Genomic DNA, 26,340 nt, shown 5'->3' with positions numbered 1-26,340 from the left:
GGGCGCACGGGTGTCGCTCCGCGGGGTCACCGCGCGGTGGCCGGGCGAGGGGGCGCCGACGGCGCTCGGGCCCGTGTCGCTCGAGCTCGCCGCGGGCGACCGGATGCTCGTGCGCGGCCCGAGCGGCGCCGGCAAGACGACGCTCGCCCACGTGCTCGTGCGGTTCCTCGACCACGAGGGCGAGTTCCTCGTCGACGGCGTCGACGTGCGCGCACTGCCCCAGGCGGAGGTGCGGCGCGTGATCGGCCTCTGCGAGCAGCGCCCCCACCTCTTCGACGACGACATCCGCCAGAACCTCCTCTTCGCCCGCGACACCGCGACCGACGACGAGCTCCTCGCCGTGCTCGAGCGCGTCGGCCTCGCCGACTGGGTGCGCGAGCGCGGCGGCCTCTCGGCGCGGGTGGGGGAGCGCGGCGCCCTCGTCTCCGGCGGTCAGGCCCAGCGCATCGCGGTGGCGCGGGCGCTCCTCGCCGACTTCCCCGTGCTGGTGCTCGACGAGCCCACCGCCAACGTCGACCCCGACCGCGCCGACCTCCTCCTCGAGGAGCTCCTGGCGGCGGCCGCCGCCGACTCCCGCGCGGTCCTCCTCATCTCGCACACCCCCGTGCCGGCGGCCCTCGTCACCTCCACCCTCGAGCTCCGAGCTCCCGCCGCCCCCTGACCCCGCATTTCAGGTCGAGTCTCTCGAGCCTGGTGGCCACCACCGCTCTGAGCGCCGAGGTCATGACCAGGCTCGAGTTTCTCCACCTCGCACAAGCCGGAGCGGGGTCAGAGCGGGCGCGCGAGGGCGTCGAGGCGCCGCTGCCACGTGGCCGCGCGACTCGGGCGCACCACGACGACGGGCCCGTCGATCCACGCGTCGACCACACTGATGCCGTGCAGGGCGCTCACCACCCACACCTCGCAGCCCTCGAGATCGGCGGGGCGGGCGCGCTCCTCGACCACCCGGGTGCCCGTGGCCGAGGCGATCAGACGGATGCTCCGCGCCGTCACACTCGCCACCCGCGCGAGGTCGCCGGGCGGCGCCGCGAGCGTCTCGCCCCGCCACCACAGCACGGCCGAGCTCGAGCCGTCGACGACGAGCCCGTCCTTCAGCAGCACCACCTCGTCGGCACCGTTCTCCTGTGCCGCGGCCCGCAGCGCGATCAGCTCCTCGAGGTCGGGTCCCTTGATGCGGGGCACGCTCCGCGGGTCCGGCCCCGCATGCGTGCTGAGCACCGCCGACTCGCGCCTGCGCGGAGCCACCCGCACCCGCAGCCTCAGCTCGAGCCCTCCGTTCTCGAGCCCGGCCAGTTCGACCCGCGGGAAGAGCGCGGAGCCCCGGTAGGCCCGCAGCCTCCCGATCACGGCCCCCCAGAACGCGTCCACGGTCTCGACCGAGGGCCCTCCCAGCTCGCCGATGCCCGTCCGGAACCTCTCGTGATGCGTCTCGAGCGCCCGGGCCCGGCCATCCGGCGAGACGAAGAAGGAGTCGGCCACGACGAGCGCTCGATGCGGTTCGAGCGGGCGCTCCACCAGGGCACCGTCTCGCCAGACGAAGGTCGCGGGGGCCTCGGCCACGCACAGCTCCCTCCGTCGTCGACTGCACGATCTACGCTAGTACAGTGCCGCCGACGCTCCTCCGACGCCCTCTGGCCGTCGCCCCCGACCCGGCGGTCGTCTTCGAGGCGCTCACCCGCGGAGCCGAGAACGCCTTCTGGCTCGACAGCGGCCCCGGAGCCACCACGGGCCGCAGCTACCTCGGCGTGCCCGCCTCGGTGCACCGCTGCCGCGACTGGAGCGAGCTCTACGAGGTGCTCCAGGATGCCGGTGTCGCCGACGCCGAGGAGCGCCCGTCCCCGGATACCGGCACTCGGGCTCCGGTGTCGCACCAGGTGCCGGATGCGGGCACCGGCCCGCGCTTCCGACTCGGCTGGGTCGGCTGGCTGGCCTATGAGCTGGGTCTCCCCGACGCCCCGCGGCCCGCGGACGTCCGCGGCGATGCCGCAGTCCTCCTCCGCGTCGACGAGGCCGTCGAGTTCGACCACGACACCGGCACCGTCACCCTGCTCGCCCTCGACTCGCCGAGCGCCGCCGAGTGGCTCGCCCGCACCGCCGCCACCCTCGAGTCCCTCGATCGTGACGGCGCCGCCACCCGGCGCACCGGCTCGCCAGCGGTGACCGCCTCGCTCGACCCGCAGCATCCGGTGCTCACCGCGACAGCCGGCCCCGAGCATCCGCAGCCCACCCCCACCCCCACCCCCACGCCCACCCTCGAAGCCCGCCCCCGCCACGACTACCCCGCCTACGCCGCCATGATCGAGGCCTGCAAGGCCACCATCGCCCGAGGCGACGCCTACCAGCTGTGTCTCACGAACGAGTTCGCCGTCGACGTGCACCCCGATCCGCTCGACACCTACCTCGCCCTGCGTGCCGCGAGCCCCAGCCACCACGGCGGCTACCTCAAGGCCGCCGGCACGGCGCTGCTGAGCTCGTCGCCCGAGCAGTTCCTCGCGGTCACGGCCGACGGCCGCGTGCGCAGCAAGCCGATCAAGGGCACCCGCCCCCGCGGCGCCGGCCCGGTCGACGACGCCCTGCTCGTGCGCGAGCTCGCCGCGAGTCAGAAGGAGCGCGCCGAGAACCTGATGATCGTCGATCTCGTGCGGAACGACCTCTCGAAGGTCTGCGCGCTCGGCAGTGTGGCGGTCCCGACCCTGCTCGAGGTCGAGACCTACCCCCAGGTGCATCAGCTGGTCAGCACGGTCGAGGGGAGGCTCGCCGAGGGCCGCAACGGGCTCGACGCGGTGGCCGCGTGCTTCCCCGCCGGTTCGATGACGGGCGCACCGAAGCGCAGCGCTGTGCACACGCTCGCCGCGCTCGAGGGCGGCCCGAGGGGCATCTACTCGGGTGCCTTAGGCTACTTCTCGCGTGATGGCGCCCTCGATCTCGCCATGGTCATCCGGAGCATCGTGCTCGACGACCGCGGCGCGACGGTCGGGGCGGGCGGCGGCATCACGGCCCTCTCCGAACCGGGCGACGAGGTGGAGGAGACCCGGGTGAAGGCCGCCGTGCTGCTGGCGGTGCTGGGGGCCGCGAGTCCTGCACCGCTCGGCCCGTCGACGCCCGCCCGGCCCACCGCATCCGCCGCCCCGCGGGAACACGCCAAGCTTTAGTACAGTTGTCACCTGGTGCGCCTCGCGCGCCGATCCGAGCACCTCACCCCACGACCACCGCCGGCCGCCCGGTGTGAGACGCTGCGCACGCAACGAATGAGAGTCCTGTGGTCACCGAGAACACACCCGTCCCCGCATCGTCGCACGACGACTCCGAGGGCGCTGAGCGCTACGACTTCGCGAGCATCCAGAGCAAGTGGCAGCCCCTCTGGGAGGAGCTGAAGCCCTACCGCACCGACCTCGAGGGCGACAAGCGCCCCCGCAAGTACGTGCTCGACATGTTCCCCTACCCCTCCGGCGACCTGCACATGGGCCACGCCGAGGCCTACGCGCTCGGCGACGTGATCGCGCGCTACTGGCGCCAACAGGGCTTCAACGTGCTGCACCCGATCGGCTGGGACTCGTTCGGCCTGCCCGCCGAGAACGCCGCCATCAAGCGCGGCCTCGACCCGCGGCAGTGGACCTACGACAACATCGAGCAGCAGCGCACGAGCATGAAGCGCTACGCCACCAGCTTCGACTGGGACCGCGTGCTGCACACCTCCGACCCCGAGTACTACAAGTGGAACCAGTGGCTGTTCCTCAAGATGTACGAGAAGGGCCTGGTGTACCGCAAGGCCAGCTGGGTCAACTGGGACCCGGTGGACCAGACCGTGCTCGCCAACGAGCAGGTGCTGCCGGACGGCACCTCCGAGCGCTCGGGCGCCGTCGTGGTGAAGAAGAAGCTCACGCAGTGGTACTTCCGCATCACCGACTACGCCGACCGGCTGCTCGACGACCTCAAGCAGCTCGAGGGCACCTGGCCCTCGAAGGTCATCGCGATGCAGCGCAACTGGATCGGCCGCTCCATCGGCGCCGACGTCGACTTCGCCATCGAGGGCCGCTCGGAGCCGGTCACCGTCTTCACCACGCGCCCCGACACCCTCTACGGCGCGACGTTCATGGTGGTCGCCCCCGACTCCGATCTCGCTCAGGAACTCGTGGCGAACGGCGCATCTGAAGAGGTGCGCGAGCGCTTCAAGACCTACCTCGCCGATGTGCAGAAGTCGTCCGAGACCGAGCGCCAGGCCACCGACCGGCCGAAGACGGGCATCTTCCTCGAGCGCTACGCGATCAACCCGGTCAACGGGGAGCGTCTGCCGATCTGGGCCGCCGACTACGTGCTGGCCGATTACGGCCACGGCGCGGTCATGGCCGTGCCCGCGCACGACCAGCGCGACCTCGACTTCGCGCGCGCCTTCGGCCTGCCGGTTCGCGTCGTGGTCGACACGCTGGCACCGGTCACGGGTGTCATCCCCGTGCTCGACCCCGACGACCTGCCCGAGCTCGAAGACCTGAACCCCGGCACCACGGGCATCGCGCTCGCCGGGGAGGGCCGCCTGATCAACTCTGGCCCGCTGGACGGCCTGTCGAAGTCGAACGCGATCCGCAAGATCATCGAGATCCTCGAGCAGGCCGGCACCGGCCGCCCGGCGAAGAACTACCGCCTCCGCGACTGGCTCATCTCGCGCCAGCGCTACTGGGGCACGCCGATCCCGATCATCCACGGCGCCGACGGCTCCGAGCATCCGGTGCCCGAGGACCAGCTGCCCGTGCTGCTGCCTCCCACCGAGGGTCTCAACCTCACGCCGAAGGGCACGTCGCCGCTCGGCGGTGCCGAGGACTGGGTGAACGTGCCCAACCCGGTCGACGGCTCGCCGGCTCTCCGCGACGCCGACACGATGGACACCTTCGTCGACAGCTCGTGGTACTTCCTGCGGTTCCTCTCGCCGCAGGACGACACGAAGGCCTTCGACCCGCGCGAGGTCGACAAGTGGGCGCCGGTCGACCAGTACGTGGGCGGCGTGACGCACGCCATCCTGCACCTGCTCTATGCGCGCTTCATCACGAAGGTGCTGTTCGACCTCGGCTACGTCTCCTTCACCGAGCCGTTCAGCGCGCTGCTGAACCAGGGCATGGTGCTCATGGAGGGCTCGGCGATGTCGAAGTCGAAGGGCAACATCGTCAAGCTCTCCGACCAGCTCGATGAGCACGGTGTGGATGCGGTGCGCCTCACGATGGCGTTCGCGGGCCCGCCGGAGGACGACATCGACTGGGCCGACGTGTCGCCCGCCGGGTCGGCGAAGTTCCTCGCGCGTGCCTGGCGACTCGTCGGCGACGTCACCTCGGCGCCGACGGTCAACTGGCGTGACGGCGACCGGGCGCTGCGGCGCGTGACGCACCGCTTCCTCGCGGAGGCTCCCGGGCTGATCGAGGCGTTCAAGTTCAACGTGGTGGTGGCGCGGCTCATGGAGCTCGTCAACGCCGTGCGGAAGGCCATCGACTCGGGCCCGGGCGGTGGCGACCCCGCCGTGCGCGAGGCCGTCGAGACGGTGGCGCTCGGGCTGTCGCTGTTCGCGCCCTACACGGCGGAGGACATGTGGGAGCGGCTCGGCTACGAGCCCTCCATCGCGAACTACGGATGGCGCGGGGCCGACTCGTCGCTGCTCACCGAGGAGACCGTCACCGCCGTGGTGCAGGTCGACGGCAAGGTGCGCGACCGCATCGAGGTGTCGCCCAAGATCGACGGCGCGACGCTCGAGGCCACGGCCCGCGAGCTCGCCTCGGTGAAGCGCTCGATCGGCGATCGCGAGGTGGTGACCGTGGTGGCACGCGCACCGCGGCTCGTGAACTTCGTCACCAAGCCCGCTTCCTGACTCCTGCACAGCACGCGGTCCGTCCCGCCCCATCCACAGAACAGCGGATGCGCGGGGCGGGCCGGGCGGGCGCTCCTACTCTGACGGCATGTCGGATTCAAGAGCGCGGCCCGGGGTCGCAGCGGGTGACGGTGTCGGCCTCGTCGGCGACCGCGTCGCGGTAGAGGGTCAGCGGGCGGCGGTCGGGGACCATCGGCGGGAACCCGCAGCCGAGCCGCTACGCGGGATCGCGGGCGGCGTGCACCGGCCGGTCGCGGTCGATGACGCGGTCGAAGACGCCGTGGAGCGCGGTCCATCGGCGCGCGTCCGCGTGACGATCGGAGCCGCGCTCGTGCTCGTGGTGGTGGCGCTGGTGGCGTCGGTGCTCGTCACGGCGCTCTCGCCCGTCGGGGCGACCACGGTGTTCGGGGAGGGCGAATCCGGCGCCGTGGGGTCCGGTTCCACCGGTGGTGGATCGGCCGTCTCTCCTTCGCCGACGGGACCTACACCCGCCCCTCCTGACCCTGGCGGAGACGCGGCGGTGGGGGAGTCTCGCGCCGCGATCCTGGTGCACGTCCTCGGTTCGGTGCTGCGGCCGGGTGTCTACGAGCTCGCCGAGGGCTCCCGCGCGGTCGACGCGGTGGCGATGGCGGGTGGATTCGCCGAGGGGGCGGAGCAGGCATCGCTCAACCTGGCACGACCGCTCATCGACGGCGAGCAGTTGCGCGTGCTCGCGGTGGGGGAGGCGCCGCCGGCCCCTGCGGGTGCTGGCTCTCCATCCTCGGGCACTCCCGGCGCTCCGTCGGGCGCGGCCGGTGGATCGCCCGGCGCCCTCATCAACCTCAACTCGGCCACGGCACTCGACCTCGACACGCTGCCGCGCATCGGTCCGGCGATGGCCGCCCGCATCATCGCCTGGCGTGACGAGAACGGCCCCTTCGCCTCCGTCGACGACCTCCTCCAGATCACCGGCATCGGCGACAAGACCTTCGAGTCCCTCCGCCCCCTCGTCACCGTCTGACGCCGACCGTCCGCGCACCCGAGACCGCCCGACGCGTTGTGCATGCCTCCACCTCCGCTTCCGTGTCCGCTTCCGCTTCCGCTTCCGCGGCCACGCCAGCACCCACCGCCAGCACATCGCGGCGTCACGCGCCGACGGATCTGCGGCTGGCGGGCCCCGCTGTGGCGGCCTGGCTCAGCGCTCTCGTCTTCGTCGGCCTCCCTGACCTCACGGCAGCCGCAGCCGTCATCGCGTGGGCTCTCGCTCTCGCGTTGGCACTCGTCTGTCTGGCGCGGGAGGGCGGAGCGGCCTCCCTGCGGAGGGCCATGCTCCCGGCGCTCGCCCTGTCCGTCGCTGCCGCGGCCCTCGTCTGCACGTCGTTGTTCGCACTCGGGCACCTCCGCCACCCGGAGGCCCTCGATCTGCAGGGCCCACGCGTGGGCGCCGCCGTGCTGACCATCACCGGCACGGTCGACGAGACCGATGCCCCCGGCTTCGGAGCAGCGCGGGGCGATACCGCGGTTCACGACACGACCGCACGGGTGATGGTCGAGGCCTCCCTCGAGCGCTTCGAGTTCGGCGGGCGCGCGGTGGCGTCCCGCTCACCCACCCTCGTCTTCGCGACCGTCGAGCCGCAGGCATCCGCTCGGCTTCAGATCGGCACCCGGGTGAGCGCCCGGGGCACGCTCACGTCGCTTCCGCCGGGGGAATCCCGAGAGTTCCTGTTCTTCGCGCACGCAGACCTGACGCATCTCGCCGACCCGCCCGGCCCCATTGCCTGGGCCGGCGGCATGCGCGACGCCTTCCGCGACGCCACCGCCGGACTCCCGGGCGACGGCGCCGACCTGCTCACGGGGCTCGCGATCGGCGACGACACGCACGTGACCGACGAGCTCCGCGACGCCATGACCGTCACGGGCCTCACCCACCTCACCGCCGTCTCCGGAGCGAACTGCGCCATCGTCGTCGCGGCCGTGATGCTCGTCGGAGGTGCCATCGGCCTCCGGCGTCGAGTGCGCGTCGCGGTCTCGGTCGGGGTGCTCCTGCTGTTCGTGGTGCTCGTCACGCCCGAACCGAGCGTGCTCCGTGCCGCCACGATGGCTGCGATCGTGCTCATCGCGCTGGCCCTCGGCCGGCCCGCCGCCGGCATCCCACCGCTCTGCCTCTCCGTCGTCGTGCTCCTCGCCCTCGACCCCTGGCTCGGCCGGAGCGCGGGCTTCGCGCTCTCGGTGCTCGCCACGGCCGGTCTGCTCCTGCTCACCCGCCCCCTCGCGAGCCTGGTCTCGAAGCGCGTCCCGTCCGCACTCGCCGTCGCGATCGCCGTTCCGGTGGCCGCCCAGCTCGCCTGCCAGCCGATCCTGTTCCTCCTCGCGCCCCAGCTCACCCCGTACACCGTGCCCGCAAACCTCCTCGCCGAGCCCGCTGCCGCCGCCGTGAGCGTGCTCGGGCTGATCGTCTGCGTGCTGGCCGTGGTCGCGCCGGGCCTCGCTGAGGTCGCCGCGTGGCTCCCGTGGCTGCCCTCGGCCTGGATCGGAGCCGTCGCCCGCTTCTTCGCCGCACTGCCGTTCGCGGCCGTCGAGCTCCCTGACAGCCTCACCGCTGCGCTCGGAGCCGTGCTGATGCTCGTCCTCCTCGCGGTCGCGCTCCATCGAAGACGCCGGAATCCTCGTGTGGCCCTCGGGGCGGCGGCCGCGATGCTCCTGTGCGGGGCGGTGGTCGCGGGTTCCCTCGCCGGAGGCGTGATCGGCCGTTCGAGTGCCGTTCCTGCCGACTGGCAGCTCGCCGCGTGCGACATCGGCCAGGGCGACGCCGTGCTCGTGCGGAACGCGGGCCTCACCGCCCTCGTCGATGTGGGCCCCGATCCCGAGCCGCTCACGGCCTGTCTCGACAGCCTGGGCATCGATCGTCTCGACCTCCTCGTGCTCACCCACTACGACCTCGACCACGTCGGCGGGCTCGAGGCGGTTCTCGGCCGTGTCGACCGCGCACTCGTGGGCCCCACCGACGGCTGGACCGACGAACGCCTGCTCGCGGAGCTCCGCGCGGGCGGCGCCGAGATCGTCCCGGCCTCCCGCGGGCTCACGGGCAGCCTCGGTGCCTACCGCCTCGACATCCTCTGGCCCCCGGCCCCCACGACCCGGGCTGTGCCGCTCGTCGGAAACGATGCGAGCGTCATCGTGCTCTTCACGGGTCCGCTCCGGATGCTCTTCCTCGGCGACCTGGGGGAGCAGGCGCAGAGCGCGATGGCGTCGTCCGCTTCCCTCGGTCCCGTCGACGTCGTGAAGGTCGCCCACCACGGCAGCGCCGACCAGAGCGACGCCCTCTACCGCGAGCTCTCCGCCCGTGTCGGCATCGTGTCGGTCGGCGCCGACAACAGCTACGGTCACCCCACCCCGAGCATCCTGTCCCTCCTCGCCACGACGGGGACCGAGGTGCTCCGCACCGACACGGCCGGCCTGATCGTGCTCTCGGGCACCGCGGCCCGCATCACCGCTTGGACCGAGAGGGCGGAGCCGGTGGCGGCTCCCGTGTCGGCGGTGGCGGCTAGGCTTGAGGGCGAGCCGAGAGATCGGCGTCGACCGGTCTGCGAGCCGTCACGGTGCACCCCACCGGCGCCGTCGCATCCGGTACGAGTGGGTCGGTCGGATCGGGCAAGGAGAACGCATGGCGGTCGCGCGAGGCAGGTCGACCGCGAAGGCGGGAACCAAGCCGTCCGCCAAGGTGGCCATCCCTCAGCTCGAGTGGAACCAGATCCGCCCCGCTCCCGTCGTGCTGGTGAGCGGAACCGAGTCGTTCCTCGCCGAGCGCGCCATCCGCCAGCTCCGCGACCTGCTGAAGGCGGAGGATCCGAGCCTCGAGATCAGCGACATCGACGCCGCGTCGTACGCACCGGGCGAGCTGCTCTCGCTCGCGAGCCCCTCGCTCTTCGGGGAGCCGCGGATGATCCGCGTCGCCTCGGCCGAGAAGTGCACCGACGCGCTCATCGAGGACGTCATCTCGTACTTGGCGCTCCCGGCCGACGACACCTATGTGGTGCTCCGGCACGGCGGCGGCGTGCGCGGCAAGAAGATGCTCGAGGCGGTCCTTGCGGCGGCCGGCGTGGCCGAAGAGGTCGTGTGCACCGAGCTCAAGCGCGACTCCGACAAGTACGAGTTCGCCTCGGCGGAGTTCCGGACCGCGGGCAAACGGGTCTCGCCCGGGGCCATCCGTGCGCTCGTCTCGGCGTTCAGCGACGACCTCGCGGAGCTCTCCTCCGCCTGCACGCAGCTCATCTCGGATGCGAGCGAGGAGATCACCGAGGTCACGGTCGAGCGCTACTACGCGGGCCGCGTCGAGACGAACGCGTTCGCGGTCGCCGACTCCGCCATCGGCGGGAGCTACGGCGACGCGCTGGCACTGCTCCGGCACGCACTCGCATCCGGAGCCGACCCCGTGCCGATCGTGGCGGCGTTCGCCATGAAGCTCCGCACCATGGCGAAGGTGCTCGGCACGCGCGGCGGCTCCGGCCAGCTGGCGGGTCAGCTCGGCATGGCGCCCTGGCAGGTCGACCGCGCCCGCCGCGACCTCTCGGGCTGGACGGGAGAGGGTCTCGGCCGGAGCATCCAGGTGCTCGCCGAGACCGACGAGAGCGTCAAGGGCGCGGGCCGCGACCCGGTCTTCGCCCTCGAGCGCATGATCAGCGTCATCTCCTCCCGAGGCACCCTCTAGCCCGGCCCCCACCCACCCCGCGCGCCGCCGAACCGTCACTTCCCACACCAAAACGCCGCCGGATGCGTGAAAAGTGACGTCTCGACGGGCACTCGGACGCCCTACGCGCTGAGGCCGGGTGGTGCGCGCCGGCACTCGCCACCGACTTGACACTTCCTGCGCCTAAACCCGCCGACTTGACACTTCCTGCGCCTAAACCCGTCGACTTGACACAAGATGTGCCAAGTCGGCGGCCATTCGCGCACCTACTGTCAAGTCGGACCGGGCGGTCCTGCCGCTGGCAGGGGGGGGCAGGGGGGCAGGGGGACCCGCCGGGCACAGAAAAAGGGCCCCGCCGAAGCGGAGCCCTTTCGAGGTGCACGCGATCAGATCGCGGCGACCTGCTTCGCGATGGCCGACTTGCGGTTCGCGGCCTGGTTCTTGTGGATGACGCCCTTCGAGGCGGCCTTGTCGAGCTTCTTCGCGGCGATGAGGAGCGAGGTCTGAGCCTTGTCCTTGTCTCCGGCGACGACGGCCTCGCGCGTGGCGCGGATCGCGGTCTTGAGCTCGCTCTTGACCGCCTTGTTGCGCTCCTGAGCCTTCTTGTTGGTGCCGATGCGCTTGATCTGCGACTTGATGTTTGCCACGGAAATAACCCTCTGTATCTGTTCGGATGAATGCGGTGCGATGCTCCGCTGCGGCCGAGCCGCGGAAGGAGCCACTCGCTGTTCGCACCCAACTGAATCGCGTGGATGCGTAAGCCAACAGGCAACATTACCAGTTCCTGAGCGACGGAACAATCCTACCGCCTCCGCGCACGCCGAAACGCCCCACCGAAACGCCCCGCCGGGACGCCCCGCCGCAACGACTACCGTGAACACATGCCCCGTCTCGCCTCCCACACCGACTCGGTCCCGCCCTCCGGCATCCGCCGCATCTTCGAGCTCGCCCACGCCCTCGACGACGTCATCTACCTGGCCATCGGCGAGCCGGACGTCGCGGTCGACCCGGCCATCCTCCGCCGGGCCTCCGATGCCTGGCTCGCCGACGACACCGGCTACACCCCCAACGGCGGCATCCTCGAACTCCGCGAGGCGATCGTCCGCACGGTCGCCGAACGCAACGGCATCCGCACCGACACCGAACGCGTCTGGGTCACGAACGGCGCCACGCAGGCGCTGTCGCTCGCGTTCTCGATCCTCCTCGACCCGGGCGACGAGGTGCTCGTGCCCGACCCCGGCTACACGACGTTCGGCATGAACGCCCACCTGGCATCCGCGACCCCGGTGCCCTACCCGCTCCGCCCCGAAGCCGCCTTCACCCCCGACCTCGACGAGCTCGAGCGCCTCGTGACCGACCGCACACGTCTGCTCGTCGTGAACTCGCCCTCGAACCCCCTCGGCGCCGTCTTCGACCGCGACACCCTCGAGGCCCTCCTCGCCTTCGCCCGCCGGCACGACCTCTGGGTGCTGAGCGACGAGGTCTACGAGCGCTTCAGCTACGACCAGCCGCACATCAGCCTCGCGAGCCTCGGCGACGACGAGCGCGTGCTCACCGCCTTCAGCGCCTCCAAGACCTACGCGCTCACAGGTGCCCGCGTCGGCTGGCTGCTCACCCCGCCCGGCTTCGCGCCCCTTCTCCGGTCGGTGCAGGAGGCGACGGTCAGCTGCATCAACACCCCCGCGCAGCGCGCGGTCGCGGCGGCCCTCACCGGTCCGCAGGACCACGTCGAGGATGCCGCCGCCCACTACCGCGCCAATCTCGCCGCGGCCACCGCCCTGCTCGACGAGCTAGGCATCCGCTACCTCGAGCCCACCGGCGCGTTCTACCTCTGGGTCGACGTCTCCCACGCCACCGACGGCGACGTCGCCGGCTGGGCCGAGCGCTTCCTGCTGCAGCAGCGCGTCGCGGTCGCCCCGGGCAGCGCGTTCGGCCGCATGGGCGAGGGCTGGGTCCGCCTCTGCGTCGCCGCCTCCGAGCGCGACCTCCTCGAGGGCATCCGCCGCCTCCCGGCACCCACCACCGAGACCCCGGCACCCACCGCCGAGACACCGGCGGTCACCCACGCGACAACCGCCCCCGCACCGGCCCCCGCCTCATGAGGATCGCCGTCATCGGAGCCGGCGCCATCGGCGGTGCCACGGCAGCACTCGCCGACCGCGCGGGCCACAGCGTCGCCGTCACCGCCCGCGGCGCCCAGCTCGACGCCATCCGCACCGCGGGCCTCCAGCTCACCGGTGCCTGGGGCGATCACCTCGCCCGCCCCCGCGCCACCGCGGCCCTCGAGGAGAAGCCCGAGCTCGCCTTCCTCAGCGTCAAGGCTCAGGATGCGACGGCCGCCCTCGCGGAGAACGCCGCGTTCCTGGCCGGCGTGCCCCTCGTCGTCGTGCAGAACGGCCTCGGCGGCGCGGAGGAGGCATCCCGCCTCCTCCAGGACACCCCCGTGATCGGAGCCCTCGCCCTCTACGCGGCGTCGTTCCTCGAGCCGGGGCGGATCACCATCACCACGGGCGGCGCCACCTACCTCGGACGTCTCGACTCCACGCCCCCGGATGTCTTCACCGACACGGTCCGGACCGTCGGCGCCTTCCTCGACACCCGCGTCACCGAGAACTTCACGGGCGCGCAGTGGACGAAGCTCATGGTCAACCACGTCAACGCGCTCCCGGCCATCACCGGCCTCTCGGTGCAGGAGACGATCGCTCATCCCGGACTCCGACGGGTGCTCACCGCGAGCATGCAGGAGACGATTCGCATCGCGCGGGCCTCCGGCGTGCGCTTCGAGTCGCTGCTCGGCCTCGACGACCGGCTGCTCGGCGCGGTCGCCCGACTGCCGCGCGGGGTGGCGCAGCTGCTCCCGCGGCTCATGGGCAAGCGAATGGGGGCGGTTCCGAACCCGGGATCGACCCTCCAGAGCATCCGCCGCGGTCAGCTCACCGAGATCGACCACCTGAACGGTGCGGTGGTGGCGGCTGCCGCCGCGGTGGGTCGCGAAGCCCCCGTCAACGCCGCACTCGTCGACCTCGTGCACCGCGTCGAGCGCACGAGCACCTTCCTCACCCCCGCCGAGGTCGAGGCCGCCGTCCCGCGCTGACCGCCGTTCCGCCCCCCTCCGCCCGCCCCCCACTTGACAGTAGTTGCGCGAAAAGGCGTCGACTTGGCACATCTTGTGTCAAGTCGACGGCTTTAGGCGCAGGAACTGTCAAGTCGCGGGAGACACGGTCTCAGCTCGGGCCACCCTCAGCGCGCGTACGACCCCGCCCTCAGCCCGGGCCCCCCTCAGCGCGCGTACGACCCCGCCCGCAGCTCCTCGAGCAGCGTCGGCCCGTTCGGCTCCCAGCCCAGGTCGATGCGAGCGGCCGATCCGGTGGCCTGCTGGTCGAGCAGCAGCGCGTCGCCGAACCCCTCGCCGAGTCGCGCGTGCACGTCCTCCACCGAGGTCGGCTCCACGCGCCCGCCGAGCCCCGCGGCCTCCGAGGCGGCCTCGCCGAGCGAGCGCACGGTCGGGTTCTCCCCGCTCGCGCCGATGTAGTACGAACCGGCGTCGGCGAGGTCGAACGCGAGCAGGTACAGCTCCGCGAGGTCGTCGACGAACACCGTCGTCCAGTGCTGCGTGCCGGGCCCGACCAGCGAGAGCGCCTCCCCGTCGGAGCCGGGAACCCGGGGTGCGTCGACCACGACGTTCGGGATGCCTCCGCCGTGCCCGAACACCACCGCCGGGGCGATGATCGTGGTCTTGACCCCGGAGGCTCCCTGCACCCGGGCCTCGACCGTGGGCCGCCACGAGGTGAGCGCGGGCGGTGCGAACGGGGTCGATTCGGTGAGGTCGGAGCCCGATCCGAAGATCCAGATGCCGCCCGTGTGCACGTAGGGCTTGTCGCTGCCCTCGAGCCCGGCGAACGCGGCGGTCACGAAGGCGTCGTCGGTGGGGGCGCTCGAGTCGTCGCCGGGGGAGGCGGTGTGGATGACACCGTCGCTCTCGAGCGCGAGGTGCGTCACGATCTCGCGGTCGGTGATGGAGCCGAGCACGGCCGTGGCGCCCGCGGCCTCCACCTCGCGCGCCTTCTCCTCGGTGCGCACGAGGGCGACGACGTCGCGGCCCTGGCCACGGAGCTGACGGAGGACGGCGGAACCGATGTAGCCGGTCGCGCCGGTGAGGAAGATAGCCATAGGAGGATTCAACCGAACGAGGCCCCGATACTTCCACCCGTGACGCTGTGAGTCGTCTCCGCGGCAGTCCTTCGCGACGTGGCAGAATGGGTCGACCGGCGATCCTGCCGCACCGACCAGGCCCCGGTCGATGAATCCAGAGGAATGCGTGAGCCCCAAATCACTGAAGGCACTTCAACCTGCCTCCACCGACCCCGCGTTCATCCGCAACTTCTGCATCATCGCGCACATCGACCACGGCAAGTCGACGCTCGCCGACCGCATGCTCGGCATCACGGGCGTCGTGAGCGACCGTGACATGCGCGCCCAGTACCTCGACCGCATGGACATCGAGCGCGAGCGCGGCATCACGATCAAGAGCCAGGCGGTGCGCATGCCGTGGTCGCTCGGCAGCGAGGCCTTCGCCCTCAACATGATCGACACCCCGGGTCACGTCGACTTCTCCTACGAGGTGAGCCGTTCCCTCGCCGCGTGCGAGGGCGCCATCCTCCTCGTCGACGCCGCCCAGGGCATCGAGGCGCAGACGCTCGCGAACCTCTACCTCGCGCTCGAGAACGACCTCACGATCATCCCCGTGCTCAACAAGATCGACCTGCCGGCGGCCGATCCGGAGAAGTACGCGAAGGAGCTCGCGAGCCTCATCGGCGGCGACCCGGCCGACGTGCTGCGGGTCAGCGGCAAGACCGGCGTGGGCGTGGAGGACCTGCTCGACCGCGTGGTCGAGCGCATCCCGGCCCCGAAGGGCGATCCGGATGCCTCGGCGCGCGCCATGATCTTCGACTCCGTCTACGACGCCTACCGCGGCGTGGTCACCTACGTCCGCATGATCGACGGGCACCTGAACCCCCGCGAGCGCATCCAGATGATGTCGACACGCGCCACGCACGAGATCCTCGAGATCGGAGTCAGCTCGCCCGAGCCGACCCCGAGCAAGGGCCTCGGGGTGGGCGAGGTCGGCTACCTCATCACGGGCGTGAAGGACGTGCGCCAGTCGAAGGTCGGCGACACGGTCACGACCGCCGCCAAGCCCGCCACGAAGGCCCTCCCGGGCTACACCGAGCCGCTGCCGATGGTGTTCTCGGGTCTCTACCCGATCGACGGCAGCGACTACCCGGTGCTCCGCGAGGCGCTCGACAAGCTCAAACTGAGCGACGCCGCGCTCGTCTACGAGCCCGAGACGTCCGTGGCGCTCGGCTTCGGCTTCCGCTGCGGGTTCCTCGGCCTCCTGCACCTCGAGATCATCACCGAGCGGCTCGAGCGCGAGTTCAACCTCGATCTCATCGCCACGGCCCCGAGCGTGATCTACGAGGTCACGACCGAGGACAAGAAGACCGTCACGGTCACCAACCCGAGCGAGTTCCCGGGCGGCAAGATCCTCAATGTCAAGGAGCCCGTGGTCAACGCGGCGATCCTCGCACCCAAGGACTACGTGGGCACCATCATGGAGCTCTGCCAGCAGCGCCGCGGCACCCTGCAGGGAATGGACTACCTCGGCGAGGACCGGGTGGAGATCAAGTACACGATGCCCCTCGGCGAGATCGTGTTCGACTTCTTCGACAACCTCAAGTCGAAGACCGCGGGCTACGCGAGTCTCGACTACGAGCCCGCCGGCGAGCAGGAGGCCGACCTCGTGAAGGTCGACATCCTCCTGCAGGGCGAGCAGGTCGATGCGTTCAGCGCGATCGTGCACCGCGAGAAGGCCTACGCCTACGGCGTGCTGATGACGGGCCGGCTCCGCGAGCTCATCCCGCGCCAGCAGTTCGAGGTGCCCATCCAGGCCGCCATCGGCGCCCGCATCATCGCCCGCGAATCCATCCGCGCCATGCGCAAGGACGTGCTGGCCAAGTGCTACGGCGGCGACATCTCGCGGAAGCGCAAGCTGCTCGAGAAGCAGAAGGAGGGCAAGAAGCGCATGAAGATGGTGGGCCGCGTCGAGGTCCCCCAGGAGGCCTTCATCGCCGCGCTCTCGGGCGACGTCGAGAAGAAGGACAAGAAGTGACCGCGGTGAGCGCCCTCCCCGCCCCTCAGCAGGCCGTCGACGCACCGCTCAGCTACGCCGCCATCGGTGCCACCCAGTCGGCCGACCTGCTCTACTTCCCGCCGAAGGGCTTCCGCCCCATGGAGGCGCGTGCCCGCATCGGCTCCGGCGCCGAGCGCTTCGAGGCCGCGAGCGCGAAGCTCATGGCCTGGGGCGTCCAGCGCGGCGCCGGGATCAGCGTGGGCGACATCCAGCTGCCCACCCCCACCGAGACCGACTACGTGGGCCTCGTCTTCGATTCCGAGGGCAATCCGGTCGCCCCCCGCGACACGCATCCGGAGCAGGCCTACGGAGAAGACGGCACGCCCCTCGTCTCGCCCGGCACCACCGCCGTGCTCTCGATCAAGGCGTTCGGCCTCGTGGTCAAGGCGCCGGTGCGCGTGGTCTACCTGGTGGAGGAGCCCGGCCGCCGGGGCTTCGCCTACGGAACCCTGCCCGGGCATCCGGAGTCGGGTGAGGAGAGCTTCGTCGTGGAGCGTCGCCAGGACGACTCGGTCTGGATCGTCATCCGCGCCTTCTCCCGCCCGAGCACCTGGTACTACCGCCTGGGCTACCCCGTGCTCCGCATCATGCAGGCGCGAGCCACGCGCCGCTACCTCCGCTCGCTCTCGCCCGCGCGGGGACTGTAGGCGCCCGTGCCCTCCGCTCTCCCGCTGGGAGACCCCGCTCCCACCGACGGCCTGCTGCCGCCCACGGGTGCGGCGGCCTCGGCCGATCGCGACCTCGGCCTCTACGTGCACGTGCCCTTCTGCCGGGTGCGCTGCGGCTACTGCGACTTCAACACCTACACGGCGACCGAACTGCGCGGGGCCAAGCAGTCCGACTACGCCGACGAGGCGATCGCCGAGATGCGCTTCGCCCGCGGTGTGCTCGAGGGCTCCGGGGTGCCGGAGCGCCCGCTCTCGACGGTCTTCTTCGGGGGCGGCACGCCCACGCTGCTGCCCGCCCACCAGCTGGCGCAGATGCTCGGCGCGGCCCGCGACACCTGGGGCTTCGTGCCGGATGCGGAGATCACCACCGAGGCCAACCCCGACTCGGTCGACGCCGCCTACCTGCAGACCCTCGCCGAGGCCGGCTTCACGCGGGTGAGCTTCGGCATGCAGTCGGCCGTGCCGAGCGTGCTCGCCACGCTCGAGCGCACGCACGACCCCGCGCGCATCCCGGATGTCGTGCGCTGGGCCCGCGAGGCCGGCCTGCAGGTGAGCCTCGACCTCATCTACGGCACCCCGGGCGAGACGCTCGACGACTGGCGCCGCTCGCTCGACGCTGTGCTCGAGAACGAGCCCGACCACGTCTCGGCCTATGCGCTGATCGTGGAGGACGGCACGAAGCTCGCCCGTCAGATCCGCTCCGGTCAGGTGGCGGAGCCCTCGGACGATCTGCAGGCCGACATGTACGAGCTCGCGGATGCGACGCTCGCGAGCGCGGGCTACGACTGGTACGAGGTGAGCAACTGGGCGCACCGTGAGACGGGGCGGCCCTCCCGGCACAACCTGTCGTACTGGGTCGGCCATGACTGGTGGGGGATCGGCCCCGGATCGCACAGCTACGTGGGCGAGACGCGCTGGTGGAACGTCAAGCACCCCGCGGCGTACGCGCAGCGGATCGCGGCGGGCGAATCTCCCGCCGCGGGCCGCGAGACCATCGACGGCGAGACGGGCGAGCTCGAGCGCGTGCTCCTGCTCACCCGGGTGCGCGGTGCCCTGCAGACGCAGTCGCTCGCGCCGGAGGCCCGCCGCGAGGTCGCCGGCCTCATCGCCGAGGGCCTGATAGACGGAAAGGCGGCGCTCCGCGGGGCGGTCGAGCTGACCCTGAAGGGCCGTCTGCTCGCCGACGCCGTGGTGCGCCGCCTGACGTAGTGCTTCGCGCTACTTGATGAAGCGGAAGTTGAAGAAGTAGCGGTAGGTGCCGCCGCTGTTGACCTTCACACCCGCGATGATCGCGAAGATGAGGCCCACGATCTGCACGGCCCAGGCCAGGAAGTAGAACAGGAAGCCGATGAAGATGATCGACAGCACCGTGCCGATGATGTAGAGGCCCACCACGAAGATCGCGACGGTGATCTGGAAGTTGAGGGACTCCTTGGCCTCCTGGTTGGTCAGGGGGCCGCGGTCCTTGAAGACCAGCCAGATGATCAGCGGCGGGAGCCAGCCCAGGATGCCGCCGAGCTGGCCGAGCATCGCCCACTGCTTGTCCTCGGCGGGCGAGAGCGGAGCGGCGGCGACGGGGCCCTGGTAGCCCTGCTGCTGCGGGTAGCCCTGCTGCTGGGGGTAGCCCTGCTGGCCGGCCGGGGGAGCCTGGTAGCCGGGGGGCGGAGCCTGGTACCCGGGGGGAGGGGTCTGGCCGGGAGGAGGCGTCGGCTGGCCTGCGGCCGGGTCGTACGGCGGCGTTGCGTTGGGGTCAGTCATTGTCTCTGTGCCTTTCAGACGGGGAGCGGAGGCTCGTATCAGAGGCAGGATAGCGCTCGGGGTCGGTGCGGGCAATGATTTGGACGGCGGGTGTCCGCACCCGCAAGCCCCCGATGGGGGATATAATTGGCACTCCGGATGTGTGAGTGCCAACAGCCCGCTCCGGGTCGGCGATCGGGAGGAGGGTTCCAGATGGTGTCGGAACGCAGTCTCGAAGTCCTCCGTGTGATCGTTCAGGACTACGTCGCCTCGCGCGAGCCCGTGGGCTCGAAGCGCATCGCCGAGCAGCACTCCTTCGGCGTCTCGGCCGCGACCATCCGCAACGACATGGCCCTCCTCGAGGAGGAGGAGCTCATCACCGCTCCGCACACCTCCTCGGGCCGCGTGCCCACCGACAAGGGCTACCGCCTCTTCGTCGACCACCTCTCCGACCTGCGCCCCCTCAGCCAGGCCCAGCGCCACGCCATCGAGACCTTCCTCGGCTCCTCGGTCGACGTCGACGACGTGCTGGCCCGCACCGTGCGCCTGCTCTCCCAGCTCACGCACCAGGTGGCGCTCGTGCAGTACCCCTCGCTGTCGCAGGCCCGGGTGCGGCACGTCGAGGTCGTGGCGCTCACCACGCGGCGGCTCATGACAGTGGTCATCACGGATGCGGGCCACGTCGACCAGCGGGTCGTCGATGTGCCGGCCGACCTCGACGACGCGCTCATCGCCACGCTCCGCAGCCGCCTCAACGAGGTGCTCTCGGGGCTCACCGTCATCGAGGGCGCCGCGGCGCTCGCCGGTCTCAGTGAGCGCTTCCCGCCCGCCGAGCGGCCCGTCACCGACCGTGTCGTCGCGATCCTGCTCGAGCAGCTCTCCGCCAACCGGCAGGAGAAGATGCTCATCGCAGGGGCTGCGAACCTCGTGCGCACGGAGGACGACTTCAACGGCAGCATCCTCCCCGTGCTCGAGGCGGTCGAGGAGCAGGTGGTGCTGCTCCGCCTGTTCAGCGAGATGGAGGCCGACCAGCGCGGTGTGACCGTCTCGATCGGCCGCGAGAACGAGTCGTTCGGCCTCGGCGAGACCTCCATCCTGGCCTCGGGCTACCGCGGCGTCGGCACCTCCATCTCGAGGCTCGGCGTGCTCGGCCCCACGCGCATGGACTACTCGAGCAACATCTCCGCCGTGCGCGCGGTCGCGCGCTACCTCTCCCGCACCCTGGGCGACCCCGGCACCCCCGGCTGATCGTCGCCGACCTCTTCTCTTCCCCCGCATTCCGCACCGAATTCCTGACCGAACGAAGGAGTAGCCCCTGGTGGCTGACCACTACGACGTACTCGGCGTGTCCCGCGAAGCGACGCCCGAGGAGATCAAGAAGGCCTACCGCAAGCTCGCCCGCGAGCTGCACCCCGACGTCAATCCGAGCCCGGATGCGCAGGAGAAGTTCAAGCAGGTCACCCACGCCTACGATGTGCTGAGCGATCCCGGTCAGCGCCGCGACTACGACCGCGGCCCGCAGCAGGGGTTCGGCGGGGGCGGCCAGAACTTCGGCGGCTTCGGCGACATCTTCGAGACCTTCTTCGGCGGCCAGGGCGGCGGTTCGCGCGGCCCCAAGTCGCGCGCCGAGAGGGGCCAGGACGCCCTGCTGCGCGTGGAGGTCGACCTCGGCGAGGTCATCTTCGGCACCCACCGCGACCTCGAGGTCGACACGGCCGTGCTCTGCGAGACCTGCAGCGGCTCGTGCTGCCAGCCCGGCACCTCGCCCGTCACTTGCGACATCTGCGGCGGCTCCGGCTCGATCCAGCGCACCGTGCGGTCGCTCCTCGGCAACGTCGTCACGAGCGCCCCGTGCGGCACCTGCCGCGGCTACGGCACCGTCATCCCCAACCCCTGCTCCACCTGCCAGGGCCAGGGCCGCGTGCGCGCCCGCCGCACCATCCCGGTCGACATCCCGGCCGGCGTCGACACCGGTCTGCGGCTGCAGCTCCCCGGCCAGGGCGAGGTCGGCCCCGCGGGCGGCCCGCAGGGAGACGTGTACCTCGAGATGAAGGTGCGTCACCACGACGTCTTCTCCCGCAACGAGGACGACCTGCTCTGCACCCTCGAGGTGCAGATGTGGGATGCGGTGCTCGGCACCACCACCTCGGTCAAGGCGCTCGACGGCGACATCGAGCTCGAGATCAAGCCCGGCACGCAGAGCGCCGAGGTGCTCACGGTCAAGGGCCGCGGCATCACGCACCTCCGCGGCAACGGCCGCGGAGACCTGCGCGTGGGCATCCAGGTGGTCACCCCCACGAAGCTCGACCACAAGCAGAAGGAGCTGGTCAAGCAGCTCGCGAAGGCGCACAAGTACCCGGCCCCCACGCTCGGGCACTTCCAGCAGGGCCTCTTCGCCAAGCTCCGCGACCGCTTCCTGAACGTCTGACCCGCTCGTGAGCTCCCTGTTCCTGCGCGACGACCTCGCCGTGATCCCGATCGAGACCGGCGACCTCGTCGAGCTCTCCGGCGACGAGGCGCGCCACGCGGTCACGGTCAACCGGATGCGCGTGGGTGAGCACACAACCATCGGCGACGGGCGCGGCCTCATGGTCCGCGGCGTCGTCGTGAAGGCCGAGGCGAAGCAGCTCGAGATCGCCGTGGAGTCGAGCGAGTGGCACGACGAGCCGACACCCCGGCTCGTGCTCGTGCAGGCGCTCGCGAAAGGCGACCGTGACGAGCTCGCCATCCAGGCCGCCACCGAGCTGGGCGTCTCCGCGATCGTGCCGTGGCAGGCCGAGCGCTCGGTCTCGCGCTGGTCCGGCCCGAAGGTGGCGAAGGGCGTGGAGCGCTGGACCACGATCGTGCGCGAGGCCGCCAAGCAGTCCATCCGGCCGTGGGTCCCGGTGGTCGACGACCCGGTCGACACCAAGGCTCTGATCGCCCGCGCCACCGACCGCGAGGCGCCCACGCGCATCCTCGTGCTCGAGCCCACGGCGGCCGACCGGCTGAGCTCGGTCGATCTCGCGTCCGGTCCCGGCACCACCCTCCTCGTGGTGGGCCCCGAGGGCGGGATCTCACCGCGCGAGCTCGAGCTGCTCACCGAGGCCGGCGCGCAGCTCGTGCGCCTCGGCGACGAGGTGCTGCGCACCTCCACCGCCGGTCCCGCCGCGATCGCCGTGGCCAATGTGGCCCTCGGGCGGTGGTGAAGGCGAGCGGCAAAAGTAGGATGGACGGCATGTCCAGCGAATCCGAGACGCCCTCGATCTTCACGCGCATCATCGCTCGCGAGATCCCGGCCACCATCGTGGCCGAGACCGACCGCGTGATCGCGTTCGAGGACATCGCCCCCAAGGCTCCCGTGCACGTGCTCGTCGTCCCGAAGACCGAGCAGTACCGCGACGTGGCGGAGCTCGCCGCGGGCGACCCCGGTCTCCTGGCCGAGATCGTGGCCATGGCCCAGTCCCTCGCCGCGGAGCTCGCCGACGGCGACTTCCGGCTCATCTTCAACACCGGCGAGAACGCCGGCCAGACCGTCTTCCACGTGCACGCGCACGTGATGGCAGGCGGCCTGGAGGAAGCATCACTTGGCGCACACTGAAACCTTCCACGTCGACGGCATCGAGATGGTCCGTCTGCTCGGCCCGCAGGACCGTCTGCTCGCCACCGTCGAACGCAACCACCCGCAGGTCGAGATGCACGTGCGCGGCAACGAGATCACGCTCTCCGGCGAGCCCGATCAGGTCGCCTCGGCCCGGCGGCTCGTCGAGGAGCTGCTGCTGATGGTGCGGAACGGCCAGGACCTCACGCCGGTCGAGGTCACCTCCTCGGCGCGGATCCTCGAGAGCGACGGCACGAGGAGCCCCTCCGACCTCCTCGGCCAGGCCATCGTCTCGGCGCGCGGCAAGAGCGTGCGCCCGAAGACCGCGGGCCAGAAGGAGTACGTCGACGCGATCGACGAGAACACGATCGTGTTCGGGATCGGCCCCGCCGGCACCGGCAAGACCTATCTCGCCATGGCCAAGGCCGTGCAGGCTCTGCAGCGCAAGGAGGTCGAGCGCATCATCCTCACGCGCCCGGCCGTCGAGGCGGGGGAGCGCCTGGGCTACCTGCCCGGCACCCTCACCGACAAGATCGACCCCTACCTGCGGCCGCTCTACGACGCGCTCAACGAGATGATGGATCCGGAGATCGTGCCCAAGCTCCTCGCCGTCGGCACCATCGAGGTCGCACCGCTCGCCTACATGCGCGGCCGCACCCTCAACAACTCGTTCATCGTGCTCGACGAGGCGCAGAACACGACGCCGGAGCAGATGAAGATGTTCCTCACCCGCCTCGGCTTCGGCTCGAAGATGGTGGTCACGGGCGACATCACCCAGGTCGACCTGCCCACCGGCACGAGCGGCCTCCGGGTGGTCTCCCGCATCCTCGACCGGATCGACGACATCCACTTCGCCGAGCTCACGAGCGCCGACGTGGTGCGGCACACCCTCGTGGGCCAGATCGTCGACGCCTACACGAAGTTCGACCAGCTCCAGATGGCCAAGCAGGCCAAGCAGAACAACCGATGAGGGCACCCGCGTGAGTATCGAAGTCAACAACGAGAGCGCCATCCCGGTCGACGAGCCGACGCTCCTGCGGCTCGCGAGCTACGCGCTCGAGCAGATGCACGTGCATCCGGATGCCGAGCTCGCGATCGTGCTCGTCGACGAGGCGGCCATGGAGCAGCTCCATGTGCAGTGGATGGACGAACCCGGTCCCACCGACGTGCTGAGCTTCCCGATGGACGAGCTGCGCCCGGGCACCGAGGAGTCGCCCACCCCCGCGGGCCTCCTCGGCGACGTCGTGGTCTGCCCGCAGGTGGCCGAGACCCAGGCCGAGGCGGCGGGCCACTCCACGCTCGAGGAGATCCTGCTCCTCACCACCCACGGCATCCTGCACCTGCTCGGCTTCGACCACGCCGAGCCCGAGGAGGAGCGCGAAATGTTCGGCATCCAGCGCGACATCCTGGTCGGCTTCGCGATGGACGAGCGCCGCCGCCGGAAATGACGATCGCCCTCTTCCTCGTCGCGGCGTTCGTGCTCGTGGCATTCGGAGGCCTCTTCGCCGCGGTCGACGCGGCGCTGCTCACACTGTCCCGGAGCGATCTGCTCGAGCTCTCGGAGCGCTACCGGGCGAAGCGCTCCCTCAAGGCGATCGCCCTCGACCCGGGTGCGCACCTGAATGCGGCGAACTTCGTGCGCGTCGTCTCGGAGACCACCGCCGCCGTGCTCGTCACGATCTCGTTCTCGTTCACGATCGACGAGCTGTGGATCGCGCTCGTGCTCTCCGCGGTGGTCATGACGGCTGTCTCCTTCGTGCTCGTGGGCTCGAGCCCCCGCAGCGTCGGCCGGGTGCACGCGCGCGGCGTCGTCCGGGCGGGCGCCGTCCCTGTGCACATCGCTCGCGTGGTGCTCGGTCCGTTCGCCAACGCCCTCGTGGCGATCGGCAACCGGGTCACCCCCGGCCGGCCGCGCACGGGCGCGTTCTCCTCCGAGGAGCAGCTGCTCAGCATGGTCGACGAGGCTACCGAGCTCGATGTGCTCGAGGAGGACGACCGCGAACTTATCCACTCCATCCTCGAGTTCAACGACACCGTCGTCCGCGAGGTCATGATCCCGCGCACCGACATGGTCACGATCGACGACGACGCGACCGTGGGCCACGGGCTCGGGCTCTTCCTCAGCAAGGGCGTCTCCCGCATCCCGGTCGTGGTCGACGACGTCGATGCCATCTCGGGCGTGCTCTACCTGCGGGACGCCGCGCGGCTCAGCTACGAGCGGCCGCTGCAGCTCGACACGATGCCGGTGAGCGAGCTCGCCCGGCCGCCCCTGTTCATCCCCGAGTCGAAGAAGGTCGACGACACTCTGCGTCAGATGCAGGCCGAGTCGAACCACCTCGCGATGGTCGTCGACGAATACGGCGGGATCGCCGGGCTCGTGACGCTCGAGGACCTGATCGAGGAGCTCGTGGGCGACATCTCCGACGAGTACGACCGAGACGTCGTGGAGGTCGAACCGCTCGACGACGGCGGCTACCGGGTGAGCGCCCGCCTGCCGGTGGACGAGCTGGGCGAGCTCTTCGACCTCGAGCTCGACGACGACGACGTCGACTCGGTGGGCGGCCTGCTGGCGAAGTCGCTCGGCCGGCTCGCGGTGGCCGGATCGGTGGCGCGCTCCTCCGGCCTCGTGCTCATCGCCGACCGCGTCGACGGCCGCCGCAAGCGCATCACGACCGTTCTCGTTCACCGCGACCCCGAGGCATCCGCGAGAATGGCCGAACCGACCGAGGAGAACGCATGAACCAGCAGCAGGACGACTTCAGGGCGGGGTTCGCGACCTTCGTGGGCCGGCCGAACGTCGGCAAGTCGACGCTCACGAACGCGCTCGTGGGGGAGAAGGTCGCCATCACGAGTTCGAAGCCGCAGACCACCCGGCAGACCATCCGCGGCATCGTGCACGACGAGGCGGGCCAGATCATCGTCGTCGACACCCCCGGCATGCACCGGCCGCGCACCCTCCTCGGCGAGCGGCTCAACTCGCTCGTGCAGACGACGCTCGGTGACGTCGACGTGATCGGCTTCTGCGTGCCCGCGAACGAGAAGATCGGTCCGGGCGACCGCTACATCAACGACCAGCTCGACCAGTACCCGGGCGCGAAGAAGATCGCGGTCGTGACGAAGATCGACTCCGCGTCGAAGCAGCAGGTGGGGGAGCAGCTGCTCGCCGTCTCGGAGCTCCGCGAATGGGACACGGTCATCCCCGTGTCGGCGACCAGCCGCATCCAGCTCGACGTGCTCACGAGCGAGCTCATCCGGCTGCTGCCGAAGTCGGAGAAGCTCTACCCAGACGACCAGTACACCGATGAGGGGCTCGAGTCGCGCATCTCCGAGCTCATCCGCGAGGCCGCGCTCGAGGGCGTGCGCGACGAGCTGCCGCACTCCATCGCCGTGACGATCGACGACATGAGGGAGCGGGAGGACAAGGATCTCGTCGAGATCTACGCCAACCTCTTCGTGGAGCGGGACAGCCAGAAGGGCATCATCATCGGCCCCAAGGGCGCCCGGCTCGGCGAGGTCGGGTCGAGGGCCCGCGCCCAGATCGAACCGCTGCTCGGGCGGCAGGTCTACCTCAACATCCGGGTGAAGGTCGCGAAGGACTGGCAGCGCGACCCGAAGCTGCTCGGACGGCTGGGCTTCTGAGCGCGTCGGCTC

General features: G+C 71.0%; 22 protein-coding genes and 1 pseudogene. 19 read left to right on the top strand and 4 right to left on the bottom strand.

The features are described from left to right. The coding region (locus Q0D57_RS06835) for an ATP-binding cassette domain-containing protein (protein ID WP_291040224.1) at window positions 1-661 on the top strand (661 nt) is incomplete at its 5' end. 107 nt (window positions 662-768) lie between these two features. Here the strand turns inward: Q0D57_RS06835 and Q0D57_RS06830 are convergent. Then, entirely contained in the window at window positions 769-1,560 is a 792-nt protein-coding gene (locus tag Q0D57_RS06830) for an aminotransferase class IV (protein ID WP_291040223.1), read from the bottom strand. 44 nt (window positions 1,561-1,604) lie between these two features. Here Q0D57_RS06830 and Q0D57_RS06825 point away from each other — a divergent pair, with 44 nt between their 5' ends. From Q0D57_RS06825 to holA, 5 genes and pseudogenes are all read left to right on the top strand, one after another. Further along, on the top strand, window positions 1,605-3,152 hold the full coding sequence (locus Q0D57_RS06825) for an anthranilate synthase component I family protein (RefSeq protein ID WP_291040221.1): 1,548 nt from the start codon (window positions 1,605-1,607) through the stop codon (window positions 3,150-3,152). Between the two features lie 107 nt (window positions 3,153-3,259). Next, window positions 3,260-5,848 (top strand): leucine--tRNA ligase, encoded by a 2,589-nt coding sequence (leuS, locus tag Q0D57_RS06820; RefSeq protein ID WP_291040219.1) that lies wholly within the window; start codon window positions 3,260-3,262, stop codon window positions 5,846-5,848. An 88-nt stretch (window positions 5,849-5,936) separates the two neighbouring features. Continuing rightward, on the top strand, window positions 5,937-6,848 hold the full coding sequence (locus tag Q0D57_RS06815; protein WP_291040216.1) for a ComEA family DNA-binding protein: 912 nt from the start codon (window positions 5,937-5,939) through the stop codon (window positions 6,846-6,848). A 305-nt stretch (window positions 6,849-7,153) separates the two neighbouring features. Continuing rightward, window positions 7,154-9,088, top strand: a pseudogene (locus Q0D57_RS19420) (ComEC/Rec2 family competence protein); the annotation flags it as partial. A 403-nt stretch (window positions 9,089-9,491) separates the two neighbouring features. Next, window positions 9,492-10,535 carry a DNA polymerase III subunit delta gene (gene holA, locus Q0D57_RS06805; protein WP_291040211.1) on the top strand — a complete coding sequence of 348 codons (1,044 nt, stop codon included), beginning with the start codon at window positions 9,492-9,494 and terminating at the stop codon, window positions 10,533-10,535. 365 nt (window positions 10,536-10,900) lie between these two features. Here holA and rpsT read toward each other — a convergent pair whose 3' ends face one another. Beyond that, the gene (rpsT, locus tag Q0D57_RS06800; RefSeq protein ID WP_291040199.1) at window positions 10,901-11,161 is read right to left on the bottom strand and encodes a 30S ribosomal protein S20; all 261 of its coding nucleotides are present in this window, start codon (window positions 11,159-11,161) and stop codon (window positions 10,901-10,903) included. A 234-nt stretch (window positions 11,162-11,395) separates the two neighbouring features. On the opposite strand from rpsT, the gene Q0D57_RS06795 reads away from it, so the two are divergent. Both Q0D57_RS06795 and Q0D57_RS06790 read left to right on the top strand, forming a co-directional pair. Beyond that, the gene (locus Q0D57_RS06795; protein WP_291040192.1) at window positions 11,396-12,616 is read left to right on the top strand and encodes an aminotransferase class I/II-fold pyridoxal phosphate-dependent enzyme; all 1,221 of its coding nucleotides are present in this window, start codon (window positions 11,396-11,398) and stop codon (window positions 12,614-12,616) included. Beyond that, window positions 12,613-13,608 (top strand): 2-dehydropantoate 2-reductase, encoded by a 996-nt coding sequence (locus Q0D57_RS06790; RefSeq protein ID WP_291040189.1) that lies wholly within the window; start codon window positions 12,613-12,615, stop codon window positions 13,606-13,608. Before Q0D57_RS06795 ends, Q0D57_RS06790 begins: the two co-directional genes overlap by 4 nt. A gap of 185 nt (window positions 13,609-13,793) precedes the next feature. Here Q0D57_RS06790 and Q0D57_RS06785 read toward each other — a convergent pair whose 3' ends face one another. Beyond that, window positions 13,794-14,684 carry an NAD-dependent epimerase/dehydratase family protein gene (locus Q0D57_RS06785; RefSeq protein WP_291040187.1) on the bottom strand — a complete coding sequence of 297 codons (891 nt, stop codon included), beginning with the start codon at window positions 14,682-14,684 and terminating at the stop codon, window positions 13,794-13,796. 148 nt (window positions 14,685-14,832) lie between these two features. On the opposite strand from Q0D57_RS06785, the gene lepA reads away from it, so the two are divergent. The 3 genes from lepA to hemW are packed head-to-tail and all read left to right on the top strand — an operon-like array spanning window position 14,833 to window position 18,581. After that, window positions 14,833-16,683 carry a translation elongation factor 4 gene (gene lepA, locus Q0D57_RS06780; protein ID WP_291040184.1) on the top strand — a complete coding sequence of 617 codons (1,851 nt, stop codon included), beginning with the start codon at window positions 14,833-14,835 and terminating at the stop codon, window positions 16,681-16,683. A gap of 5 nt (window positions 16,684-16,688) precedes the next feature. After that, on the top strand, window positions 16,689-17,351 hold the full coding sequence (locus Q0D57_RS06775) for a DUF1990 family protein (RefSeq protein ID WP_291040181.1): 663 nt from the start codon (window positions 16,689-16,691) through the stop codon (window positions 17,349-17,351). Between the two features lie 6 nt (window positions 17,352-17,357). Continuing rightward, a complete protein-coding gene (gene hemW, locus Q0D57_RS06770) occupies window positions 17,358-18,581 on the top strand; it encodes a radical SAM family heme chaperone HemW (protein WP_291040179.1) in 1,224 nt (407 codons plus the stop codon). Between the two features lie 9 nt (window positions 18,582-18,590). On the opposite strand, the gene Q0D57_RS06765 is transcribed toward hemW, so the two are convergent. Then, window positions 18,591-19,130, bottom strand: coding sequence for a DUF4870 domain-containing protein (locus Q0D57_RS06765; RefSeq protein ID WP_291040177.1), 540 nt, complete (start codon window positions 19,128-19,130; stop codon window positions 18,591-18,593). Between the two features lie 192 nt (window positions 19,131-19,322). On the opposite strand from Q0D57_RS06765, the gene hrcA reads away from it, so the two are divergent. The 8 genes from hrcA to era all read left to right on the top strand — a co-directional run bounded on the left by hrcA (window position 19,323) and on the right by era (window position 26,328). Then, entirely contained in the window at window positions 19,323-20,357 is a 1,035-nt protein-coding gene (gene hrcA, locus Q0D57_RS06760; protein WP_291040176.1) for a heat-inducible transcriptional repressor HrcA, read from the top strand. 70 nt (window positions 20,358-20,427) lie between these two features. Then, window positions 20,428-21,537, top strand: coding sequence for a molecular chaperone DnaJ (gene dnaJ, locus Q0D57_RS06755; RefSeq protein ID WP_291040174.1), 1,110 nt, complete (start codon window positions 20,428-20,430; stop codon window positions 21,535-21,537). Window positions 21,538-21,544: 7 nt separating this feature from the next. Next, window positions 21,545-22,297: a 16S rRNA (uracil(1498)-N(3))-methyltransferase gene (locus Q0D57_RS06750; RefSeq protein WP_291040171.1), complete on the top strand. Its 753-nt coding sequence runs from the start codon at window positions 21,545-21,547 to the stop codon at window positions 22,295-22,297. A 29-nt stretch (window positions 22,298-22,326) separates the two neighbouring features. Continuing rightward, on the top strand, window positions 22,327-22,689 hold the full coding sequence (locus Q0D57_RS06745; RefSeq protein WP_291040168.1) for a histidine triad nucleotide-binding protein: 363 nt from the start codon (window positions 22,327-22,329) through the stop codon (window positions 22,687-22,689). A gap of 25 nt (window positions 22,690-22,714) precedes the next feature. After that, window positions 22,715-23,659 carry a PhoH family protein gene (locus tag Q0D57_RS06740; RefSeq protein ID WP_291040229.1) on the top strand — a complete coding sequence of 315 codons (945 nt, stop codon included), beginning with the start codon at window positions 22,715-22,717 and terminating at the stop codon, window positions 23,657-23,659. A 10-nt stretch (window positions 23,660-23,669) separates the two neighbouring features. Continuing rightward, window positions 23,670-24,137, top strand: a complete 468-nt coding sequence (ybeY, locus tag Q0D57_RS06735) for an rRNA maturation RNase YbeY (protein ID WP_291040166.1) — start codon at window positions 23,670-23,672, stop codon at window positions 24,135-24,137. Further along, a complete protein-coding gene (locus Q0D57_RS06730; protein WP_291040164.1) occupies window positions 24,134-25,429 on the top strand; it encodes a hemolysin family protein in 1,296 nt (431 codons plus the stop codon). Before ybeY ends, Q0D57_RS06730 begins: the two co-directional genes overlap by 4 nt. Further along, a complete protein-coding gene (gene era, locus Q0D57_RS06725) occupies window positions 25,426-26,328 on the top strand; it encodes a GTPase Era (protein ID WP_291040162.1) in 903 nt (300 codons plus the stop codon). The genes Q0D57_RS06730 and era overlap by 4 nt, the downstream gene beginning before the upstream one ends. Window positions 26,329-26,340 lie beyond the last annotated feature (12 nt).

The organism is Herbiconiux sp. (genome assembly GCF_023264895.1).
Taxonomy (GTDB): domain Bacteria; phylum Actinomycetota; class Actinomycetes; order Actinomycetales; family Microbacteriaceae; genus Herbiconiux.
Note: the sequence above shows the minus strand (reverse complement) of the source record. Positions and strands in the feature narration are given on the sequence as shown.

Excerpts from the sequence above, each read along its gene's own strand:
- Q0D57_RS06815 (WP_291040216.1), top strand. The coding sequence starts at position 5,937 with ATGTCGGATTCAAGAGCGCGGCCCGGGGTCGCAGCGGGTGACGGTGTC.
- holA (WP_291040211.1), top strand. The coding sequence starts at position 9,492 with ATGGCGGTCGCGCGAGGCAGGTCGACCGCGAAGGCGGGAACCAAGCCG.
- Q0D57_RS06795 (WP_291040192.1), top strand. The coding sequence starts at position 11,396 with ATGCCCCGTCTCGCCTCCCACACCGACTCGGTCCCGCCCTCCGGCATC.
- Q0D57_RS06790 (WP_291040189.1), top strand. The coding sequence starts at position 12,613 with ATGAGGATCGCCGTCATCGGAGCCGGCGCCATCGGCGGTGCCACGGCA.
- Q0D57_RS06785 (WP_291040187.1), bottom strand. The coding sequence starts at position 14,684 with ATGGCTATCTTCCTCACCGGCGCGACCGGCTACATCGGTTCCGCCGTC.
- Q0D57_RS06765 (WP_291040177.1), bottom strand. The coding sequence starts at position 19,130 with ATGACTGACCCCAACGCAACGCCGCCGTACGACCCGGCCGCAGGCCAG.
- hrcA (WP_291040176.1), top strand. The coding sequence starts at position 19,323 with ATGGTGTCGGAACGCAGTCTCGAAGTCCTCCGTGTGATCGTTCAGGAC.
- Q0D57_RS06745 (WP_291040168.1), top strand. The coding sequence starts at position 22,327 with ATGTCCAGCGAATCCGAGACGCCCTCGATCTTCACGCGCATCATCGCT.
- Q0D57_RS06740 (WP_291040229.1), top strand. The coding sequence starts at position 22,715 with ATGGTCCGTCTGCTCGGCCCGCAGGACCGTCTGCTCGCCACCGTCGAA.
- Q0D57_RS06730 (WP_291040164.1), top strand. The coding sequence starts at position 24,134 with ATGACGATCGCCCTCTTCCTCGTCGCGGCGTTCGTGCTCGTGGCATTC.
- era (WP_291040162.1), top strand. The coding sequence starts at position 25,426 with ATGAACCAGCAGCAGGACGACTTCAGGGCGGGGTTCGCGACCTTCGTG.